Source organism: Chitinophaga sp. LS1 (assembly GCF_034274695.1).
Taxonomy (GTDB): domain Bacteria; phylum Bacteroidota; class Bacteroidia; order Chitinophagales; family Chitinophagaceae; genus Chitinophaga.
In genome coordinates, this window is record NZ_CP128362.1 from 1,226,365 (window position 1) to 1,246,349 (window position 19,985).

14 protein-coding genes are annotated in these 19,985 nt (G+C 37.6%); 3 read left to right on the forward strand and 11 right to left on the reverse strand.

Translation table 11 applies throughout. The annotated features are described in order from the left end of the window. Positions 1-466: 466 nt before the first annotated feature. Positions 467-1,291, reverse strand: coding sequence for a transposase (locus QQL36_RS05115; RefSeq protein WP_321570541.1), 825 nt, complete (start codon positions 1,289-1,291; stop codon positions 467-469). Positions 1,292-1,550: 259 nt separating this feature from the next. Then, on the reverse strand, positions 1,551-2,189 hold the full coding sequence (locus QQL36_RS05120; RefSeq protein WP_321570542.1) for an IS5 family transposase: 639 nt from the start codon (positions 2,187-2,189) through the stop codon (positions 1,551-1,553). 304 nt (positions 2,190-2,493) lie between these two features. Here QQL36_RS05120 and QQL36_RS05125 point away from each other — a divergent pair, with 304 nt between their 5' ends. From QQL36_RS05125 to QQL36_RS05135, 3 genes are all read left to right on the forward strand, one after another. Next, positions 2,494-2,892, forward strand: a complete 399-nt coding sequence (locus tag QQL36_RS05125; RefSeq protein ID WP_321569191.1) for a hypothetical protein — start codon at positions 2,494-2,496, stop codon at positions 2,890-2,892. Positions 2,893-3,201: 309 nt separating this feature from the next. Next, positions 3,202-4,113, forward strand: a complete 912-nt coding sequence (locus QQL36_RS05130; protein ID WP_321569192.1) for a hypothetical protein — start codon at positions 3,202-3,204, stop codon at positions 4,111-4,113. A gap of 166 nt (positions 4,114-4,279) precedes the next feature. Then, positions 4,280-4,765, forward strand: coding sequence for a DUF4372 domain-containing protein (locus QQL36_RS05135; protein WP_321569193.1), 486 nt, complete (start codon positions 4,280-4,282; stop codon positions 4,763-4,765). Between the two features lie 492 nt (positions 4,766-5,257). Here QQL36_RS05135 and QQL36_RS05140 read toward each other — a convergent pair whose 3' ends face one another. The 9 genes from QQL36_RS05140 to QQL36_RS05180 all read right to left on the reverse strand — a co-directional run bounded on the left by QQL36_RS05140 (position 5,258) and on the right by QQL36_RS05180 (position 19,957). Next, positions 5,258-5,806, reverse strand: coding sequence for a hypothetical protein (locus QQL36_RS05140; RefSeq protein WP_321569194.1), 549 nt, complete (start codon positions 5,804-5,806; stop codon positions 5,258-5,260). 5 nt (positions 5,807-5,811) lie between these two features. Further along, positions 5,812-6,057, reverse strand: a complete 246-nt coding sequence (locus QQL36_RS05145) for a hypothetical protein (protein ID WP_321569195.1) — start codon at positions 6,055-6,057, stop codon at positions 5,812-5,814. Between the two features lie 75 nt (positions 6,058-6,132). Beyond that, positions 6,133-6,516, reverse strand: coding sequence for a hypothetical protein (locus tag QQL36_RS05150; protein ID WP_321569196.1), 384 nt, complete (start codon positions 6,514-6,516; stop codon positions 6,133-6,135). Between the two features lie 490 nt (positions 6,517-7,006). Continuing rightward, a complete protein-coding gene (locus QQL36_RS05155) occupies positions 7,007-7,267 on the reverse strand; it encodes a hypothetical protein (RefSeq protein ID WP_321569197.1) in 261 nt (86 codons plus the stop codon). Positions 7,268-7,499: 232 nt separating this feature from the next. After that, positions 7,500-7,901 carry a hypothetical protein gene (locus QQL36_RS05160; RefSeq protein ID WP_321569198.1) on the reverse strand — a complete coding sequence of 134 codons (402 nt, stop codon included), beginning with the start codon at positions 7,899-7,901 and terminating at the stop codon, positions 7,500-7,502. Positions 7,902-7,936: 35 nt separating this feature from the next. Next, a complete protein-coding gene (locus QQL36_RS05165) occupies positions 7,937-8,830 on the reverse strand; it encodes an RHS repeat-associated core domain-containing protein (protein WP_321569199.1) in 894 nt (297 codons plus the stop codon). A 148-nt stretch (positions 8,831-8,978) separates the two neighbouring features. Continuing rightward, positions 8,979-9,200 (reverse strand): hypothetical protein, encoded by a 222-nt coding sequence (locus QQL36_RS05170; RefSeq protein ID WP_321569200.1) that lies wholly within the window; start codon positions 9,198-9,200, stop codon positions 8,979-8,981. 1,377 nt (positions 9,201-10,577) lie between these two features. Further along, positions 10,578-11,483 (reverse strand): hypothetical protein, encoded by a 906-nt coding sequence (locus tag QQL36_RS05175; protein ID WP_321569201.1) that lies wholly within the window; start codon positions 11,481-11,483, stop codon positions 10,578-10,580. Between the two features lie 23 nt (positions 11,484-11,506). After that, entirely contained in the window at positions 11,507-19,957 is an 8,451-nt protein-coding gene (locus tag QQL36_RS05180; protein ID WP_321569202.1) for a hypothetical protein, read from the reverse strand. Positions 19,958-19,985 lie beyond the last annotated feature (28 nt).

A 19,985-nucleotide genomic window follows, 5' to 3' on the forward strand; every position in this document is an offset into this window, starting at 1 on the left:
CTTTAATGCAGTTCCAGGAGTTGACTGTAAGTGTTTATCTTCCTTTTAATAATGAAGGATATTACTTAAGAATGCTTCTTGGGGAATTAAGCAAGGGAATTTTCGAAAGGAATGGTGGATTAGATGAGGGCCTACTGGATCTGGTAATCCTTCATTATCTAATTATCTTGGGGTGAAGGTCCAGACAGAACGTTATTATTTATATTCAGATTTTTACCATAATCAAACTACGAATAGTAAAATATTTCATTTTTCACAAGACAAGGATGATAAGGTGAGTTATAAGATTTATGATTTCTCAAATTGGAATAAATAATATGATACGGAAAATATTTAATTTTATACCCTTGTTAATTGGGTTGTTTTTTCTGAGTAGTTTTTGTTACCACTATACTAAATACTCAAAGTTTTTTGATGGAGCCACCCCACATGAGGTGTATGATATGCTATCAGTTATTGAAGTTGTTTATACTTTTAATTTTCTACAAAAAAGGGTTATAAGAGCCAGCCATTGCAATGCCATCCATGTTTCAACAATTTTTTCATATCTGACAAGCAATGCTTTAAAAGCATCCATCCAGGCATTGGCATGTTCAATTTTTGTTCGTCTTTTGTAAAGTTGATCATCAAAATATCGGTATTCATCACTTTGCTTCTTTTGATTTCGCAAGTTGGGTTTTACATTTAATTCAATCTCGTAGTCAATGCATACTTGTTTTAAATCTTCGCTGTCAAATCCAGGATCGGCATTTACAAATATTCCATTGCAATTGATATCGGATTGTTCCAGAACCCCGATCATTTCTTTAAAGAGCTTCACTATATCGTATAAGTCATTATGCTCTCCACTTTGCGCTGTTGATACCGTCAGCATCTGACCTCTGTTGTCACATAAGAACAAACTATTACTGGTCTTTGAAGCTTTTCTGCCTTGATAACCTACCGCCTGGCCACCACGTTTGACTGGTGTATGGCTACCATCTAACTGGGCGCTTGACAGATCCAGCAGTTTCTTATTACAAGATAAAAGATTGATCCAAGCCCTCTTGAATGAACCGTCTTTACTCCATTTTAAAAAATACCTGTGAATATTTTGCCACGAGGTCGCCCCTTTATCAAAATATTCGCAAATACTCAACTCTCGCCACTGGCAGCCTGTTTTCATTCGCTTTAAAATCAACTGAACCACTTTTACTAAATCTATCCTGGCCTTAAAGCCTCTTTTGCCTTTGCTTAAATGTGGTAAAATCCAATCTCGTACCTTATCTTCGTCTATGAGTCCCAGAATTATTCGTTTTTATTTGCTAAAACAAAAATCCTTAATTCCTGGGACTTCCTTTTTTCCTTCAAAAAGTGTAAACAACTTCATTGACTATTATAGTTATTGGGGTTTTTTTTTGATTTTGCTTGGTATTATTCTGTCTTTTTTTATAAATAATAAAAAGTTGAAATGGTTTTCTATTTTAATATTGGTCATAACATACTTTATAATCTTTACGAATATGGGAAAGTTTAATCTGCTTTAGAGTATGTTTAAAATTTGAACAGTCCTATTTTAGAAGTATACTAATGAAGGCTACCTGGATGAAAGCAACAGCAGATTCTGGTAGCTTTTCATAGTCCTTCGATAACCTTCTAAAGTTATTGAGCCAGGCAAATGATCGTTCGACCTGCCACCTGCCTTTCTGTGGCACAAAACCTTTTTCTGACGGCGGTTTCTGCGTTATTTCCATTTTCCACTTATAATATTTTTCAACCATTTCGCTAAAATCTCCACAGTATGCTTTGTCTGTACGAATCAGTTTCATCCTATGACTAACTTTATCAATTCTCCACAGCAAATCAAAAGCGCCTATAGAATCATGAACATTTGCGCTACTGACACTAATCGCAATCGGTAATCCTAAACTATCAACTGCCAGGTGTCTCTTTCGCCCATTGATATGTTTGCCTCCATCAATACCGGTTTCTATACTTACAAATGCACTTTTCTTTACGCTTTGACTATCAATAGCACCTACTGATGGAGCGTAATTGTGTCCCTGATAAATTCTTTCCTTCCTTACCAATTTTAACATCACCTGTTCCAGCACTCCTGATTTCTTCCATTTGTCAAAATAGCAGTAAACTATCTGCCAGTATGGATATTCACTGCTTAGATTACGCCACTGACTGCCGGTTCTGCAAATCTATAATATAGCATTGAAGATAGTCCGAAGGCAATATTTACGCTTTCTTTTGTCCGTTAATATATTTTTAATACTTTCCCAGTGCGAATCGGTCAATAATGTGAACTTGCTTCTCATAGTTTGTTTTGTGGTAAATCCAAACTAATTGATCGATTCGTACTTTCCTAATTTTGGACCCACTGAAATTTAAACATACTCTAATATTTTCATCTTTGCCTGATTTTAAAAAAACAAGAAATCATCACAGCTCGAAAAGGAATTATTTGAAGGCGTATCTATCATTTTTGATAAAAAAAGAAATGATATGCAATTCTCTGATATTGTTAGCTATTTTTTCCCGGATTTATTATTCAAGATTAATGGGAATACTATTAAATGTAATCAGCAGACTGATTTAAGTTCCTTTACATTTTGTAGAAAAACATTTGCATTTTTTTATAGTCAAATTGTGCAGATAAAGGAAGATGAAAACCATCATGGTATTGTTGATTTTGATCGCAGTGAACCATTTGTAGTAAATGAACCGGGAAGTGGGTTGTTTTTAGTTACCAACTCACAGGAGGTGATTGATAGAAGTAATAAATTCATTTTATTGGTGGCAGAATTATTTCTTCATTACTATACTGTTTTTGAGAAATGGGCTTTTGGATTTTTAAAGGAGAACTATACAAAGATCATTATTCATCCTGAGTTTCAGGCTTAAGATGATAAATGCATTGTTTTTAAAAGTGCCTTCAGATTATACCTGAAGGCACTTTTTCTATATTTAATGCATTTGATGCTGCAGGATGTAAATCCGAATGGACAGTATGAATTATTTGATGAATCAGGTTCTCCACTTGAAGCGGGAATAAACGTATTGCATAATAACTGGCGTAATCCGATCTCTTATTTTATCTTCGTCTATGAGTCCCATATTTATTCGTTTTTTTCGCAAAACAAAAATCTATAATCTCTGGAACTCTTCCTTTTTTATATAAGTTTAAACAACTTCTTTGTAAAAATGTCTCTTATGAATTTTGTACAATTTATTGCTTGGTTCATTGAACCAGCTATCTCAGATTATCGTAAATTGTTAATGGAGGATTTTGAGAATTCGCCAAACTATGCCAGGATGGTAAACCAATTATTTTATTCTAATTTTTCATTTCAGGAATTCCTTGAATGGCATAAGCGTGTCGAAATTATAGATTTCGATTTAATAGATCCAATGGGAGTGGAAGAGAAAGATGGAGAATATTGCAGATTAGCAGACCTGGATCTGTTTGAATACCAATATAAATACATCAAAGATATTTCAACCAAAGATTATCAGTTTTTTCGGCAGGATTCATATGCTTCTGCTGATTTAGCAGCTGAATCTTACCCTCGTCCATATTTCTTAATCAGAGAGGATTTTGTAGAATATCTTGATGATTTAATTTTCTCATCGCTACCGTCTTTTAAAATAAACAATACACTGTCGCAGGTTGAGAAAGAACTGTTTGAAGGGGTGTCTATAATCTTTGATAAAAAGAGGAATGAGATGCATTTTAGTGGGATTTCAGGGTACGTTTTCCCGGATTTATTATTTAAAATAAATGGAAAGATTCTTAAATGTAATCTGCAGACCGATCTAAAATCTTTTACATTCAGCAGAGAAACATTTTTATTTTTTTATACCCAATATGTATCATTTACGATAGATGCACATCAACGGAGAATTCCCCATTTTAGTAAGGAAGAACCCTTCATAGTGGAGGCACCTGGAAAGAATATGTTTTTAGTTACAAATTCACAGGGGGTAATAGATAGAAGTAATAGGTTCATACTGTTAGTGGCAGAATTATTTCTTCATTACTATACTGTTTTTGAGAAATGGGCTTCCGGATTTTTAAAGGAGAACTATACAAAAATCATTAGTCATACTGAGTTTCAGGCTTAAGATGATAAATACATTTTTTTTAAAAGTGCCTTCAGATTATACCTGAAGGCACTTTTTCTATATTAATAGTCAGTATTGTCCGGGTAAAAAATAGGATTAAAACAAAAAAGGGGCAATTACGCCCCAATAGTTTATAATTTTGGGTTACCACACTCAAAACATAAACTTGGATAAAGATAGAAAATTTCCCGGACACCCGGTTTTATCACAAATATTAGATGTAATACCCAATTCACTAATACAATCAGCTAACCGGAAGCATAATTCAAACCGGTACTATAAGCGGCTGCCGCTGCGGGTTCATTTAGTAACGCTGCTGTATGGTGTATTCAGTTATTGCAATTGCCTTCGGGAGATTTGCGAAGGAATGCTCGGTTGTGAAGGGAAGTTATCTCATTTGGGTCTTGACAAAGCGCCTGCCCGAAGTACTATATCAGATGCTAATACGAACCGAAGCTACCAGGTCTTTGAAACAATCTATTACGGATTACTGAAGAAATATCATTCATTTATATCGGACAGCCGCCTGAAAGGCTTAAGTATCAGGAACCTGAAGATCATTGATAGTACAACGATTTCTTTGTTTAGTGAGATATTGCAAGGTGTAGGTCGAAACAGATTAGATGGTTCCAGGAAAAAGGGAGGTATCTAAAACAACCAGACCAACAACAATAACCAACCCTACCGTTCCATTAATATACCCATCATCTTTCAATACTTCCTTAAACGGACACCTGCAACTAAAAATAGTCCAACGTATGCCCCCGGTACCTGAAAATAATAAGTAATATAATTTCGGCTATTATTTCCAAAATAGTTTCCATCTTATTGATTTTTTTACGATAGCCCTTTATTGATTTCTTTTAAGACCATCCCCAATTTTAAAGACGAATTGCATCCCTAAATAACCGGCAAACGATTTAGCCTATATCAGTGAACAGAAAAGGGATAGAATGAAGGGGCAAGAGTCAATGATGCGAGCTAGGTAATGTACCCAAATTCCAATTTATTAATAATAAAAAACCGGAGCTATGCCCGGGTCTTTATTATAAGAATTCTATAAGAGTTCTTTTCTCAAGCTTCCTTTCGCACCGAATCCAAAGTCTCCTGCTAAATCCCCCTGCTTTGCGCAGATGTATAGGAATTAATATATACCTCCAGTATCAGTTTGAGCAACCAGCATTTGCAATTGCTTTCTTATTTCAGAAAACAACTTCCTATCGTTCTTACGCCAGGATATAAGCCTTGGTCTGCTTACTAATACCGCTGTGTTGTTATAATTGCAATTACAAGGGAAACGGCCCTCAGTTAAAAAAGAGCATATTTCATAATCTGCCTGAATAATAGAAATCTCAATGCTATGAAATTTGTTTTCAATAATCATTACTTTCTTTCTCTTACTTTTAAAGTACCTGAAAACATCTTTCAATTTCTCCTGCTTTCTCACACAATTACCCCCATAGTAATTTCTCTCATGCATAGGTAATAGGAACGCCTCTAAAAAGCTCTTTTCTGTCATTGTATCTACTTTAGTTATCCTCATATACAATTGCACCAAATCATCTTCACTATAATACATGTTAACACCATGTCCAGACCATAATTTATAATGATACTTTACTTGAATAAGATACTTTGCAAAACTTACTTCATAAAACGAGAGCATTAATATTAACACCAATAATTTTTTCATAAAGATTAATTTTCTTGTATTACATCAGGTACTCTGGGTACACCTTTAATTATTTTCTCTGCAGCTTCAGGGCTTAAGCTATTATCAACACCTTCAACTGTAGTAGTATTACCATCTGCATCTACATATCTTGTCCCGTAGTGCATCCATCCTCCCAAGCCATGATCATCAATATTGTTAGGAATTCTTTCAGAATACCCATAAAGGAATAACAAAAAATGGGTTAATTCATGACGTTCTGCTTGATACAAAGGATAAATGCCTCTTTGGGGATTAATACGAATTGATGAAAGCTGGGTTACACCCTTGTCATCAATCTTCTCTTTCTACATTGATACACCCTTTACTGTAGGTACAGGATAACAAAGGGGGCTTAATTCATCTGTTGCAATTTTTTGACTCCATAAATCATCTGCCAATTGGGTCTGCTTTGTAACTTTTGGATCAAAAGTTTTAAAATTGAACCTGAATTCCACTGGCAATCCATCTTCATCTAAAAAACCTTTCCCATTACCGTTATAACCTGTGTTAATCGCCCACCGTAAGCTACTCAGTTCTAAAAATTTATATGCACCATTTTTCCCTTTTTCATTAGCAGCAATATATACATCAACCTCTAAGACACGCTTGATTGGGGCAGCAATACCTGACTCTGCGTCAATTTTCATTATTCTGTAAGAAATCCGCTCCTGACCATCCAAATCCACCATACATACCGGACTGTTGCTACTAAATTGATAAGGGGGTAAGCATTGGATATTTATTGGACAGAGGATCCGTGCTTAAAAACTTACCTGGCCTCGGATCATATATCCTCATCCCATAATCCTGCTGATTCCCATTTCCCTTCACCTCATTATCATTCTCCTTACCATTGAACCCATACCTATATCCACCACTACTATAACTCCTATCCGGCTGAATCATACTTCTGTTTTTGCATAATTCCGGATGTTTTCAATACAATTAGGAATGGTGAGGACCGAGTTATTACCCTGCTCCGCATCATTAGGTGATTTATCAAAATCCTCCATTAATTGTTTTATGGTAACCAGAAATAGCAGGTTCAATGAAGTAAGCTATAAATTGTACAAAATTCATAAGAGATTTCTTCTCAAGCCGCTGTCTATAGAAGAAAAAGCGCCTTCACATTTGCAGATGTGAAGGCGCTCCATAAGATGATATTCTACTCTATCATTACTAAATAGCCTCATTTATATTAACCCTGATAGAATTTTTTATTTCGCTTTCTATTTTCCTCATATATTCAGAGGGGTCAATTGAATCAAAGATATTCTCTTCATTATCTTCATTAATTAAGTATCTAATCCGGTAAGATCGGTTACCAACTTTTAATCTGTAATATCTAAACCCTGATGAAATATTTAATCCAAGAGTTTCCAATCTAAAAGATAAAAATTCATTGACATCATATTTAACTGTTTTTTCTCTCTTTTTCATGATGATGCAATTTTCTATTTTGGAAAACCAGATCTCATAGTCATTGAAAGCTATTCTATAGGCAACTGAGATAGTCACACCAGTAATTAGGACATTAAATATGATATGCTCTATACCGAAATTTCTAAATAAAATATTGCCCAATACTAATAATAATGGAAAGCAACATAAAAGAAAAGTTATTATTCTAGCTGAGTTAGTACCCGTCGAAATTTTTATCATCTCTATTTTTTTAATCCTTAATGAATCTAACACCTACTTCAACATTATATTCTCCAACAATCATAAATCCTGCACCTGCACCATTTCCAACACTATTCTTGACGGTTGTTTTTTTTGAACCATCCTTTTCAACACTGGTCTCTTTGGATAGATTCACATTTATTGGACCATAAGAGGTACCTCCCTGGAATGCGGTTGTCTTATTGGTAACTTCTTTGGCTTTAGTATCATATGTGTATTCTATATTTCCACCTCCTCCTACGCCAACAGGTAACCCCAAAGCTGTTGCTGCATAAGACAGATTTAAACCCTGACTTGCAACAATAGTTCCCTCTTTTCCCAGGAAGTTAACATTATATTCAAATTTACCAGTATTAACATTTAAGTCTCCGCTAACTTTTAGCATTTGCATTGAGCCTAAATTGATATCAAATCCTATATTATTCTTTAACTCCAAAGCGGCTCTTGCCCCAAGTGAGAAAGCCCCTTCAACATGTCCGTAAACTTCAAGACTTGAATGTTTATAAACGTAATTTGCAAATTTACAACCGTTCGTACATTATTATAAATTGTACTAATTTTACTTATTGCCTCTTGGGCTTTGTATAAAATATCTGGCCAACCTTCCTCGTTACCATCAATATCAACAAACGTGACAGGCTTATTCCCTGCAAACTGATATGGAGTGTAAAATGGATAATCCTTCATCAACGGATCCCCGCTCAAAAATCTCCCCACCCTCGGATCATAAATCCTCATTCCATAATCCTGCTGATTCCCATCTCCCTTCACCTCATTATCATTTTCCTTACCATTAAATCCATACCTATACCCACCACTACTATAACTTCTATCCGGCTGAATCATACCAAACGGATAATAATCATTCGCACTCAATACCAACGCCGTATTATCTGATTTCAATTCATCACTTACCGTAGAAACAATATTACCTAAATGATTTGACAACTCATACTGCTTCTTATTAGTAGCACCCCATAAAGTAGCAGTGCCACTCACACCAGCAGTTATAATCAAATCAGGATACCATGAACCTAAACGACTAGTACCATATAATTGTTGTTCTTTCCAATAAACATTAGCATCACCATCCTTATTGCCATAAACCGCCAGTAAATCCCCAGTCGCATCCCTCACATACCAGGTTTTATCAACCTGTGTACCATGGGTATAAGCCTTATAAACACGATTCCCATCGGCATCATACTTATACTCAATTTCGCTGCCATCTGTCTTGGTGATCTTCTTGATTTTACCATACATCGTCCAAGTAACATTAGATATCCCTCCCTGCAAATCACTCACCATATTCCCAATCAAATCATATCAAATAATACGGGCCGGGTAGAGAATCAGCTGCCAATTCAAAAGAAGGATAAGCATATTGCCGAAAAAATTGGTAATGCTTTATATCACTATCTTTCAAGTATTTAAATTGATATTCAAACAGATCCAAATCTTCCAATCTTCAATATTCTCCCTGCTTTTCTTCTCTTTTTCTTGGTTTAATAATATCAAAATTTATTATCTGTACATTCTTATGCCATTCAATAAATTGTTGAAATGAAAAATCAGAATAAAAAAGTTTGTTTACTATTCTTGCATACTCTGGCGATTTTTCAAAATCTTCCAATAGTAATTGATGATAACCCAATATAGCAGGGTTTATAAACTCAGGAACAATTATCATTCTGTTCATATAACCAAAGCGTCTTCAGATTTTCATATGAAGACGCTTTGGGGAGAAAACGATTATTGCTTTTCATCTAAAGGCCGCTGTTGAATGTTCGCCCTATAAATATATCCTCTATCTATATCATAAGGAAATGAGGACGTATCGATTTTGATAAATTCAACCGCCTTTGAGAATTCATTCAGTGAGGCATTATTTACTAAAAACACTGGGTCATTAATTTGCAACACCCTGATTGGAAACGTAAATACCGGATAATTACGCGTTTTTTCAAGTTCTGAATAGAATGCAATCAATTTTTAATTAGCTTGCAAGTTCTGTTCAAAGTCCTATATGCTTTGCCAAAGGTGCCTGGATTTAGGGAATTTGGTCGCATAATTATTACCTAAGTATTGTAATCAAGGAATTATACTAAAATCCGGATGGCAAATGATCCTTGTATAATTTATTACCCGTGGTTTGTTCCCAATAATAGGAATGGGATTAGGTGAGTAACCCAATCCCATTGCATTAATTTGTATTAGTCTTTAAAGCAGATTAAACTTTCCCGTATTCGTAAAGATTATAAAGTATGTTATGACCAATATTAAAATAGAAAACCATTTCAACTTTTTATTATTTATAAAAAAAGATAAAATAATACCAAGCAAAATCAAAAAAAAACCCCAATACCTATAATAGTCAATAACTGATAGCATATCATACACCTCATGTGGGGTGGCTCCATCAAAAAACTTTGAGTATTTAGTATAGTGATAACAAAAACTACTCAAAAAAAACAGCCCAATTAACAAGGGTATAAAATTAAATATTTTTCGTATCATATTATTTATTCCAATTTGAGAAATCATAAATCTTATAACTCAACTTATCATTCTTGTCTTGTGAAAAATGAAATATTTTACTATTCGTAGTTTGATTATGGTAAAAATCTGAATATAAATAATAACGCCTACTTTAGTGCAAGGGAAAGTATGGGGTTAGTGGAAGCATTACGTTTTTGAGCCATATACCCCCTTATTTTATCTGAACGAAGGGAGTAAAATGAATACAAAAACTCAATCTTTTCTAGTCTTATTGGAGGGTAGCCAGAGGCAAAAAGGGGATGGTCAACATTTGCCGGAATGACAAAAGAATGAATTGAAAATTTCTGAGGAGAATAACTGGGAAATATTAAAACGAACCCATAATTATCATATTGAGAAATAAAATATCGGCAAATATTGCCTGGTCAACATGCTCCGGAATACCTGGTCAACATAAAACGGAATCTATACTAGAGAGTAAATAAGATCATTTAGTTATAAATAGAAAGCGCTTTCAGAATTCCATCCGAAAGCGCTTTCTAAAAAGCCAATAATAAGAAAATCAATATTAAAACTCTGGATGACTAATAATTTTAGTATAGTTTTGTCTTAAAAATTCTGTCGCCCATTTCTCAAAAACAGTATAGTAATGAAGAAATAATTCTGCCACTAATAAAATGAATTTATTACTTCTATCAATCACCTCCTGTGAGTTGGTGACTAAAAACAACCCACTTCCCGGTTCATTTACTACAAATGGTTCACTGCGATCAAAATCAACAAACCCATGATGGTTTTCATCTTCCTTTATTTGCACAATTTGACTATAAAAAAATGGAAATGTTTTTCTACCAAATGTAAAGGAACTTAAATCAGTATGCAAATTACATTTGATAGTCTTCCCATTAATCTTAAATAATAAATCCGGGAAAAAATAGCTAACAATATCAGAGAATTGCATGTCATTTCTTTTTTTATCAAAAATGATAGATACGCCTTCAAATAATTCCTTTTCAAACTGTGATGATTTCTTGTTTTTTTTAAAATCAGGCAAAGATGAAAATATTAACTCATCCAAATAATTAACAAAATCCTTTCTGATTAGAAAATATGGACAGGGCAAAGAATCGGCCGCTAATTGGAATGACGGATATTGATCCTGACGAAAAAATTGAAAATGAGTATTATTGACGTACTTTATGTATTTAAAGTCATACTCAAATAAATCTAAATCCTCCAATCTGCAGTAATTGCCGTGTTTTTCCTCCCTTGATCGAGGTCTAATAATATCAAAATTTATAATATTAGTTTTCTCATGCCATTCTATAAATTGTTGGAATGAAAAATTAGAATAAAAAAGCTTATTTAACATCCTTGCATACGCTGGTGAACATTGAAAATCTTTTATTAATAATTTTCGATAACCCAATATATTAGGATTAATAAACTCGGCTATAAAACGTACAAAATTCATAAATAAAAATAATGAAATTATAATTAAAGCGGTAATAAAAATTCTGGAAGCAATCCGGCTCCCCCTACTGGTACTATAATTGGTAGATCAATATCTTTTAGAGGGTTCTTTTTGTCCGCCGGTGAAGTTACAGGAGAAGGTTGTGGTTTCTGTTGTACCTTCCTTGCATTATAATATATTAACCCTGTTGTAGGATTATCAATATAATAAGTAAACACATAGCTACCGTCTCTTGACCAAAGCTGCCTTCCATTATTTATTGGTATTCCCCATGCTTTGTCCGTCCCCTTTCTAAAGGTTCCTCCTCCTAAGAAAGATGTACCGAGATTTAATTCTGCAACATAAGCTTCTATTTGAGATTTAGCTTTCAAATAATTAGGATATTTACCTTTCCAAGGATCATAGGATATTGGTTTCAATTCCCAAACCTGATTTAAAAGCCCGTTTACAACATCTGGCCTTTTACCACTTGGTAAAGTCAGGCTAGTATACCATTCGATGGGATTTTGCTGGTTGAGATAAGCAGACAAGGCTTCATGTGCTGCCGTACCTACTACTGTTGGATTATCTCGTGAACTTGTTCCAGACTGTAAAATACCAGTATCTCCCTCTGGATCATTATACCAAATAGGGTTATCCCGCATTACAGCATATGGACTCCAACTAACCTCCGGACGGGGATCCACATTCCACCTTCTACCTAACCCCGGATCATACTCCCAAAATTCCGCTGTATAACTATTCCCCTCTCCCTTTATTTCATTACTCTTCTCCTGCCCATTAAACCCATATCTATAAGATGACGTAGAATAATCCCTGTCAGGTTGCATCATACCAAACGGATAATAGTCATTGGAACTAACTACAAATGCCCCATTTTCAGCTGTTAATTCATCACTTACTGTTGCTACTACATTGCCTAAATTATTGGACAGTTCATATAACTTCTTACCGCTTGCACCCCAAACTGTACCACTACTGCCAGCGGATACATCCAAATCCGGATTCCAGGAACCTAATCGATTAAAACCAGTCAGTTGTTGCTCTTTCCAATATATTGTGGCATCCCCATCCTTATTGCCATAAATTGCCAGTACAACTCCTTTTGCATCCCTCACATACCAGGTTTTATCTACCTGCGTACCATGAGTATATACTTTATAAACACGGTTACCATCTGCATCATATTTGTATTCAATTGTGCTGCCATCTGATTTGATAATCTTTTTAATTTTACCGGTAACAGTCCAGGTAATATCGGAAATGCCAGCTTGTACATCCTTCACTAAATTCCCTATCTTATCATAACCATAATTATTATCAGACTGGGACTTCACATCGGTGGAATAATCTGTTGTCGAAATGTCATCTTTTACCTGTGCTAACTGATTATTCAACAGGTAACCGGATGCATCCCTATTATAACCATAGATCAATTTATCCATCGCTGCCTGCTTACCATTCGCCCCACTACCATTTCTGTTGTAAGTCATTATATTGCCATTTGCATCATAGGTTACATCTTCCTGGTAAGCTGTACCGGCTGTTGATGCGTCCCATGATGTAGCACCAATTGTCAATGGATGCTGGCGCATAGCCTTCAGGCGGTTCAACTGATCATATCTATAACTGTAACCTACTGTGTTGCCGAATTGAGATAATGATACCGTCGCTCGACTCACATTGCCGTTATACAGATTATGCCCTGCTGCGGAAGTACTGTTAGTCTGCCAAGTTAATGGGAAGATACCCACATTACCAATCGGTGTATAATCGCCTGTATAATAATCCAGTGTATAGCCAAATACATCAGGGCCTACTACACTATGAATATTATCAGCCAAACCATCCTTCCCCATATCGTTCTCCGCACCCAGGAATTGACCATTGACAACTTTTGGTTGCCCCTGCAAGGTATAAGCATAGTCAATACCCTGTACTAACAGCTTATTTCCTAACTCAGTACGAGATAAAGGACCATGCAAATAATAGGAATAATGTGCATCTGTATGTGGGTTTTCAATCTCCCAGCCATCTGTGCTGACTGAATTAATACCTGTCACAGCTTTCACCACCCTGTTATCTGCATCATATTCATAACCATAGTAGAACTGATCTGTTTTAGGAATAGAGCTGGTATTCAGATACTGATACCGCAGTTTATTTACTTTCCCTGATGCAAGATCATAGTTATATTCTATTTGCTTTGTTTCAAATCCTTCAATCTGTTGCCACATCGTTTTCACATTCCCTATCTGATCATAACTATAATAGGTAACCTGCTGTGGTGTAGTACCATCCTGATAAGACCTTGCAGCGATGCGCTTATGGAGGTTCTCCTGCGTATAACCAAATCCTTCATACTGTTTATCAAACAGGGTACGCGTAATCTGACCATTCGTACCAGAAGACGCAAATGCAGTCAGAATAGACTGTGGAATAAAAGCAAGACTATTATCCAATGTGCTACCATTACTCTTCTCACCCTCTTCAATAACACGATTCTGCTCGTCAAATGTAGAATAACCATGCTTGGCGCCTGACAATTGTTCTGCATTCTGAGAAGCGACATCCCGCCCCAGATAATCAAACCAGTGTTGCTCTTTACCTCCATCAGGCGAAGCCTGCAACGTAACCCCATTCAATGACTGGTATGCATAACTCGTCGCCAGGGTATGCGTCGGATAAATCGGCGTGACCGATGTCTCCGTTATATCTGAGCCTACACTACCCACACCACTCGTTGGCGTATTATACTTAAACCAATAAGTTGGTTTCAATGCAACATCACCAGCCGTGCTAATCCCCAGACAAGGATCCGCCGCATTCGCCGCAATCTCTGCCTCCGTCATCAGCCGGCTATACACACGCATATGTTTTACATAACCCAAATCCTGGGGGTACACCGGCGTACTGCTACCACTGCTTAATGCCCAACCACATTCTCCAGTCGTTGCATCAGACACCACCGGGCACTTTACTCCATTTATATAAACATCCCGATTATCATTATCCAAACCATTACCCTGCAACACAATATGCGTCCATTGCCCTAATGGCAGAATAGCCTGCATATCTGCATCTGTATGATGAGATGATGTCAGATCTACAGCACCACCACTCACTGTCATATCATATATATCCAGGTGTGCATAACGACCATCCAAACATACATTCACCAGGTATTTACTACTCCCTGTAGTGGTTACAAACTGCACCGATCCACCATTCGCCTTATACATCCAGAATTCCATCGCGCTATTGGTACCTAACGAAATCACGTTGGTTAAAGCCGTCATAGCTGAATCCACACTGGAATTAGTGATCGGACCAGTATAATTACATACCGGATCTACCAGTATTCTTGCCCGATCAATCTGGGCAAATAAAGATTCATCTACCAGGTGCACACCTTCTGGCGGCACCGTACGCACCAGATTACCCGCCTGATCATAGTAATACAATGTATGATGATAGATCTGCTGTTGACCCGTCAGCTTCACCGTCGGCTTTACACTACCGCAATAAGCAATGTACTCCTTACGGAAGATTCTCTTTACTTCATCTATATATTCATTATACAATACATAACCCGTAGCCGCCGCATCATTTACCTGCTGTACCATACATGCATAGGGATCTTCTGTTACCGTAGGATAAGCAACCTTATTCAGCAATATTGCACTGATGTCTACATCTATCTTTGCTTTATAATCTACATAATCATCATAAGTCAGCGTAAAGCCCCAACGCTGGTTCATATAGTTCGTAAATACCTCCCGATAGTTCGCATCACTTACATCAACACTACCACCCATATCCGTATTAAACGCACTGACTGCATCATTATAATCCCAGTAATTAGCTTCGCCTTTTGCATACCCATCAAAGAATACCGGCAACTTGATGCTGCTGGTTAGCAAGAACCGGCAGTTTCCACATCCATTCTGCAAAGTGAGCAACTCGTCTTTTGATAGCGTCATTCCATCACCAAATCGATTTTTCAACCAGGTATAGAATCCATCATTATCCCCAGTCGCAGTGCCGGATGCAATTTTTAAAGAAGATACTTTGTTACAGATCGCAAAATTCGTCTTACTGACTATTTTATCTGATGCCTGCATCTGTACATTATAAGGATAAGGTGCATCTATCAACCATGGGTTACAGATCATGCTGAAAGTGCTCAGTCCCAGGATACCTTTGATGGCATCTTTAAAGGAACTATAACCTCCTACCAGTGTGCCATTTGGAGTAGTGCTCGCTCCATATAGATGAGATGTATCACCTCCTGCCGCACAGATCTCGATAAGTGCTGCTTTTAAGGTTGCCTTTTTAGCAAGATAAGTGGAGTTGCTATTCAGACAGGCATCCAGCTTAGTCAGCCAATCGTCAGCCATGGTTTCACAATTTGAGTGCACCATCTGGGCTAACTGCAGGTTGAGACTATCTGTCAAAGCCGCTGCCGTAGAAGGAATATTCATATTACCACCAAAGGCAATATTTGTAACACGTGAGATCTTATATTTATAAGCTTCATCACAGGTACTGGTAGCTTCTATAGAGGCTGTTGCGGCTATAGTAGCTGTAGATTCTGTAGTGGTTGCTACTTCTGTAGTGGTAGCTGTTGATGCAGTCCTTGCTGCTGATGATGATTCAAACGCTATCACGGAAGAGGTACATTGAGTTTGTACCATTCCATAATCTAAAAGAGAATACTGGTTGTTAGGGTTTTCAGGTGACCACGTACCCGAAAGTGTAGTGGCATCAATCCTTATTGCCCCATATTTCACTACTCCATTGACAGTGGCCTTTACTACCACATAAGTATATTTTCCTGTCGGAATTGTTTCAGCACCAATATAGGAAACTCCAATACTCTTAGGATTATCCTGGCTGTTATAGATAGGTGAGAACCAACTCAGCTTCCAGTTAGCACAATCCCACTTCGTATCTTCATCGTCACCACCATCACCACTATTACTTCCACTGTTATTACAAATTACATTTGAAACACGGATTGTATTGACAGGCACATTATCAGGCACACAAAATACGCGTTCTGTTTGTCCAACTTCAAATGTGATGCCTGTTACATAAGTCACATTATCAACAACAGTTTCTGCAGGATAATAAAATTGTACGGTCGTAGCTGATGGCAAACCGATACCCGTATAAGTAATCTTAGCTACCTTTCCGGTACATCCAGACAAAGTAGCATCAGACTCGCTGATTACAAAGTCACTTACCTTCGCACAGGAGCTAAATACAAAACCGGAAGAATTACCTACCACACAGGCACTGCCACAGTAATTCGCACTCCTGATCTCCTGGTAATACCGTTGTTTCAATTCCAGGTAAAGTTCACGGTATGTACGGAATTCCACATCCGGAATACGACAGCTCTCTACCGGAGTACAATAGCTCCAGTTATCACTGGTCGTTCCTCCTCCCTGGTTCACACTATTGGTATTACCATCTCCATCCGCACAATACACGATGTAATCTACATATTGCTGTAGTGTTTTATTGGCCAGGGTATTTGTGCTAACACCTGTGATCCCCATCAACGTTGTATAATTGGAGAGGTCAGAGATCACCCTGGATTTGTAATCCGGCGCATAGGTGGTAAAGAATGGATCATTGTTTACCAGCCAAGAAGCATCTGTTCTGCTATACGTAACACCCGGCAGAATGGTGTTCAGGTTTGTGGTACTCTGCGCAACATTCTTCAAACGGTCATCCCAGCTTTCAGGTACACCATAAGCCTGGCAGAATTGCAAGGCACAATACTCCGGATGGTAAGGCAGGAACAAGGTAGCCCATTCAGACTTCCAGTATTCCACTAACATGGCCAGTGTAAAATCCGGGTCATTGGCAGACGAAGTCTGTCCATTACCCAGTTCCACCAGATTTTTCTGATAATTTACATTAGAAGGATTGTTAATGATCGGGAAAACAGTACGCCAGTTATTATACAATACGTTTATTCCCAATTCAAGGGGAGAACCCGATTCATCAAATAATGCATACTGTCCATTCGGACTTACATCCTGCAGCATCAAATGCATCATATCATCACATGGAGAAGTACCACAGGTACTCTGTAAAAGCTGACACTGGTTATACAATGCGTCATACTTTACACCTGCCCACTGCGTAATAGAGTCTGTCTTGGCCACCAGGTTTGCATCCTTTGTCAATTCGGTGACTATCCGGCTCACGAAGTCAACTTTAGTACCAAGAGAGGTCAGACAAGTTGCACAATCATTGAAACAGGCATCAAAATCCTTTTCATTTAATGTGGGATATACAAAACTCCACTGACTACGCAAATTGGTATTACTGCTTACAAAATCGCTGGTATAATTATCTATAGCGGTCTGTGACAAGCTCAGGGTAAAGGTGATGTAATAAGGTCCGGCCTTACCAAAGGTGGCAGGAATAGAACCTGTACTCACCGCTGTATTACTACAATTACTGGTCAGACTTCCAACAGGAATAGGACTTTCATTGTGATACACTACTTCATTACAATCATCAGTGACCTGTATATTCAGCTCATAGTAACAGTTGCTACAGATCTTCACACTATTTTCCTCATACGTCTTAATCAACTGTGCAATATTATATGTGATCGTCACAGGACCAGGCACCGCATTCAGATACGTTTTGACCGCTGACATGGATAACCTGGCAGCATCAAATTTGAACTGGCTTGTGTCTATAATAATAGCAGTGACCTCATGAGTTGCGGGTTTGCCGGGCAGCTCATCCAAACCTTCAGGTGCATCACCCGCCAATGCGCTGGCAATTACTTTACCTGATGCGTTGGCATATGATATTCCAATCTGTCCATTCCCATCTACAGTCATCGTTTTCAGGTAATGGCTGGCAAAACCGACATCATTACCAAATAACCTGTCCAGTTCCCACTGATCAGGTGTTCCGTAATAGATTCTTACAGCCTTGCTGGTTGCCTGATCAGGCCCCGGCTGAAATAATGCCCCTACGCCACCCTTTACCGTTACACGATTGGTGTTATCTGTAGTATACCTGGTTACAGAGAAAGGATATCCTCCCGCATCAGGTGTGTATTTATTAACAGAATTATTATCAAGATTATAAAATACGTTATCAGGAGAATAATACTGCCCCGCACCACCTACTGTTACACTTGTATTGGAGTTATCTACATCATCGTAACCAGTTGTACCCAAAGGTGCTGGTGTAGCTATACAATCTGTATTGTTGCCATATGCATAGCTATAATCATAAGTATTACCATCAGTAGCAGGATGCAATCCCTTATAATATTTAAGGGAATTATTATTCACCGGCGCCGGCATTATATTTACAACAGGACGCCCGACTTCATCATACAATATCTCCTGCACAACCGCTTTCTGCTCCGTGTTGCTGAGGGTCACCGCCTGACGCTCACGTAAAGAGCCATCCAGGAAATGGATCACTTCTTTTCGTTTACCGTCCTCTGCATAGGCCGCATCATAGGTCCAGTTAAAATTGGACTGCCTCCCGGCTGCAGGAACATCCATAGCCCCGATGAAGGTATTATCATCACGTTCCAGCTCGTAGTTCCAATCGCCCTCAATACGGTAGCCTTCATCATCATAATGAACAGGACGAATACGTATTAATATAAATGAATTATAACTTGTCTGGGTAATATCATAATATTCCTGTTGTACCGTTACGCGTGTAGCATTGTTTTTAAACATCTTCTGTACCATCGGCACAGTAAAATCAGGATAACTGGCATTGAGCTCCCTGCCAAAATCAGTACCCGAATATATAAACGTCCATTCAAGATCATATTCCTGTGCACCATCCAACTTATTCCAGGTCAATGATGCCTGGTAAGCAGTGGAATTGGAAGGCCCCATTGTAACATGCGTTATAATGGGCGTATTATTATCTATATCATATGTACGTTCTACAATCACCTGCCCCATCAGATGAAAAGCGGCCGGCAAATCGTCTCCCAACTCTGCACTGGTAAAATCCTCAATAGTTATCTGCACTTTGTACGAATTATCAAAGTGATAATCCGCGGAAGACTGGTAACTTGCCCCTGTAGTTGGATCATAGGTTACTTTCAGTTTAATATTGTCTAAAACACCCGGATCCGCCTGGTTAGGTTGTGACCAGTATTCAATCTTTATCTTCATTTCCGCTGAAAACGCCTGGGTGATCTTATTAACTTCATCTTTATCCAGGCTCAGGGTAATAATATTCGTCACCTTTCGGTTATTAATCTTACTCCAGTCAACGGCTGAGTTTTCAAACTTTTCATCCTTTACGATCAGGGTATCACCTTGCTTAAATTTTCCCTTCTTTTCGTGCTGGTAGGTTTCTATACCCGGACCAGTAGCGGCATGGCTCATGAGCCCTACAAGCAGGGAGATAAATAATAAGGTGATAAACCGGACAGGATAGCAAACAATCTTAGGCATAGGCCGATATAAATGGTAACTAAATAAT

Coding starts and splice junctions, on each gene's coding strand:
- QQL36_RS05125 (WP_321569191.1), top strand. CDS start 2,494: ATGCAATTCTCTGATATTGTTAGCTATTTTTTCCCGGATTTATTATTC.
- QQL36_RS05130 (WP_321569192.1), top strand. CDS start 3,202: ATGAATTTTGTACAATTTATTGCTTGGTTCATTGAACCAGCTATCTCA.
- QQL36_RS05140 (WP_321569194.1), bottom strand. CDS start 5,806: ATGAAAAAATTATTGGTGTTAATATTAATGCTCTCGTTTTATGAAGTA.
- QQL36_RS05150 (WP_321569196.1), bottom strand. CDS start 6,516: ATGGTGGATTTGGATGGTCAGGAGCGGATTTCTTACAGAATAATGAAA.
- QQL36_RS05155 (WP_321569197.1), bottom strand. CDS start 7,267: ATGAAAAAGAGAGAAAAAACAGTTAAATATGATGTCAATGAATTTTTA.
- QQL36_RS05160 (WP_321569198.1), bottom strand. CDS start 7,901: ATGCAAATGCTAAAAGTTAGCGGAGACTTAAATGTTAATACTGGTAAA.
- QQL36_RS05170 (WP_321569200.1), bottom strand. CDS start 9,200: ATGATAATTGTTCCTGAGTTTATAAACCCTGCTATATTGGGTTATCAT.
- QQL36_RS05175 (WP_321569201.1), bottom strand. CDS start 11,483: ATGAATTTTGTACGTTTTATAGCCGAGTTTATTAATCCTAATATATTG.
- QQL36_RS05180 (WP_321569202.1), bottom strand. CDS start 19,957: ATGCCTAAGATTGTTTGCTATCCTGTCCGGTTTATCACCTTATTATTT.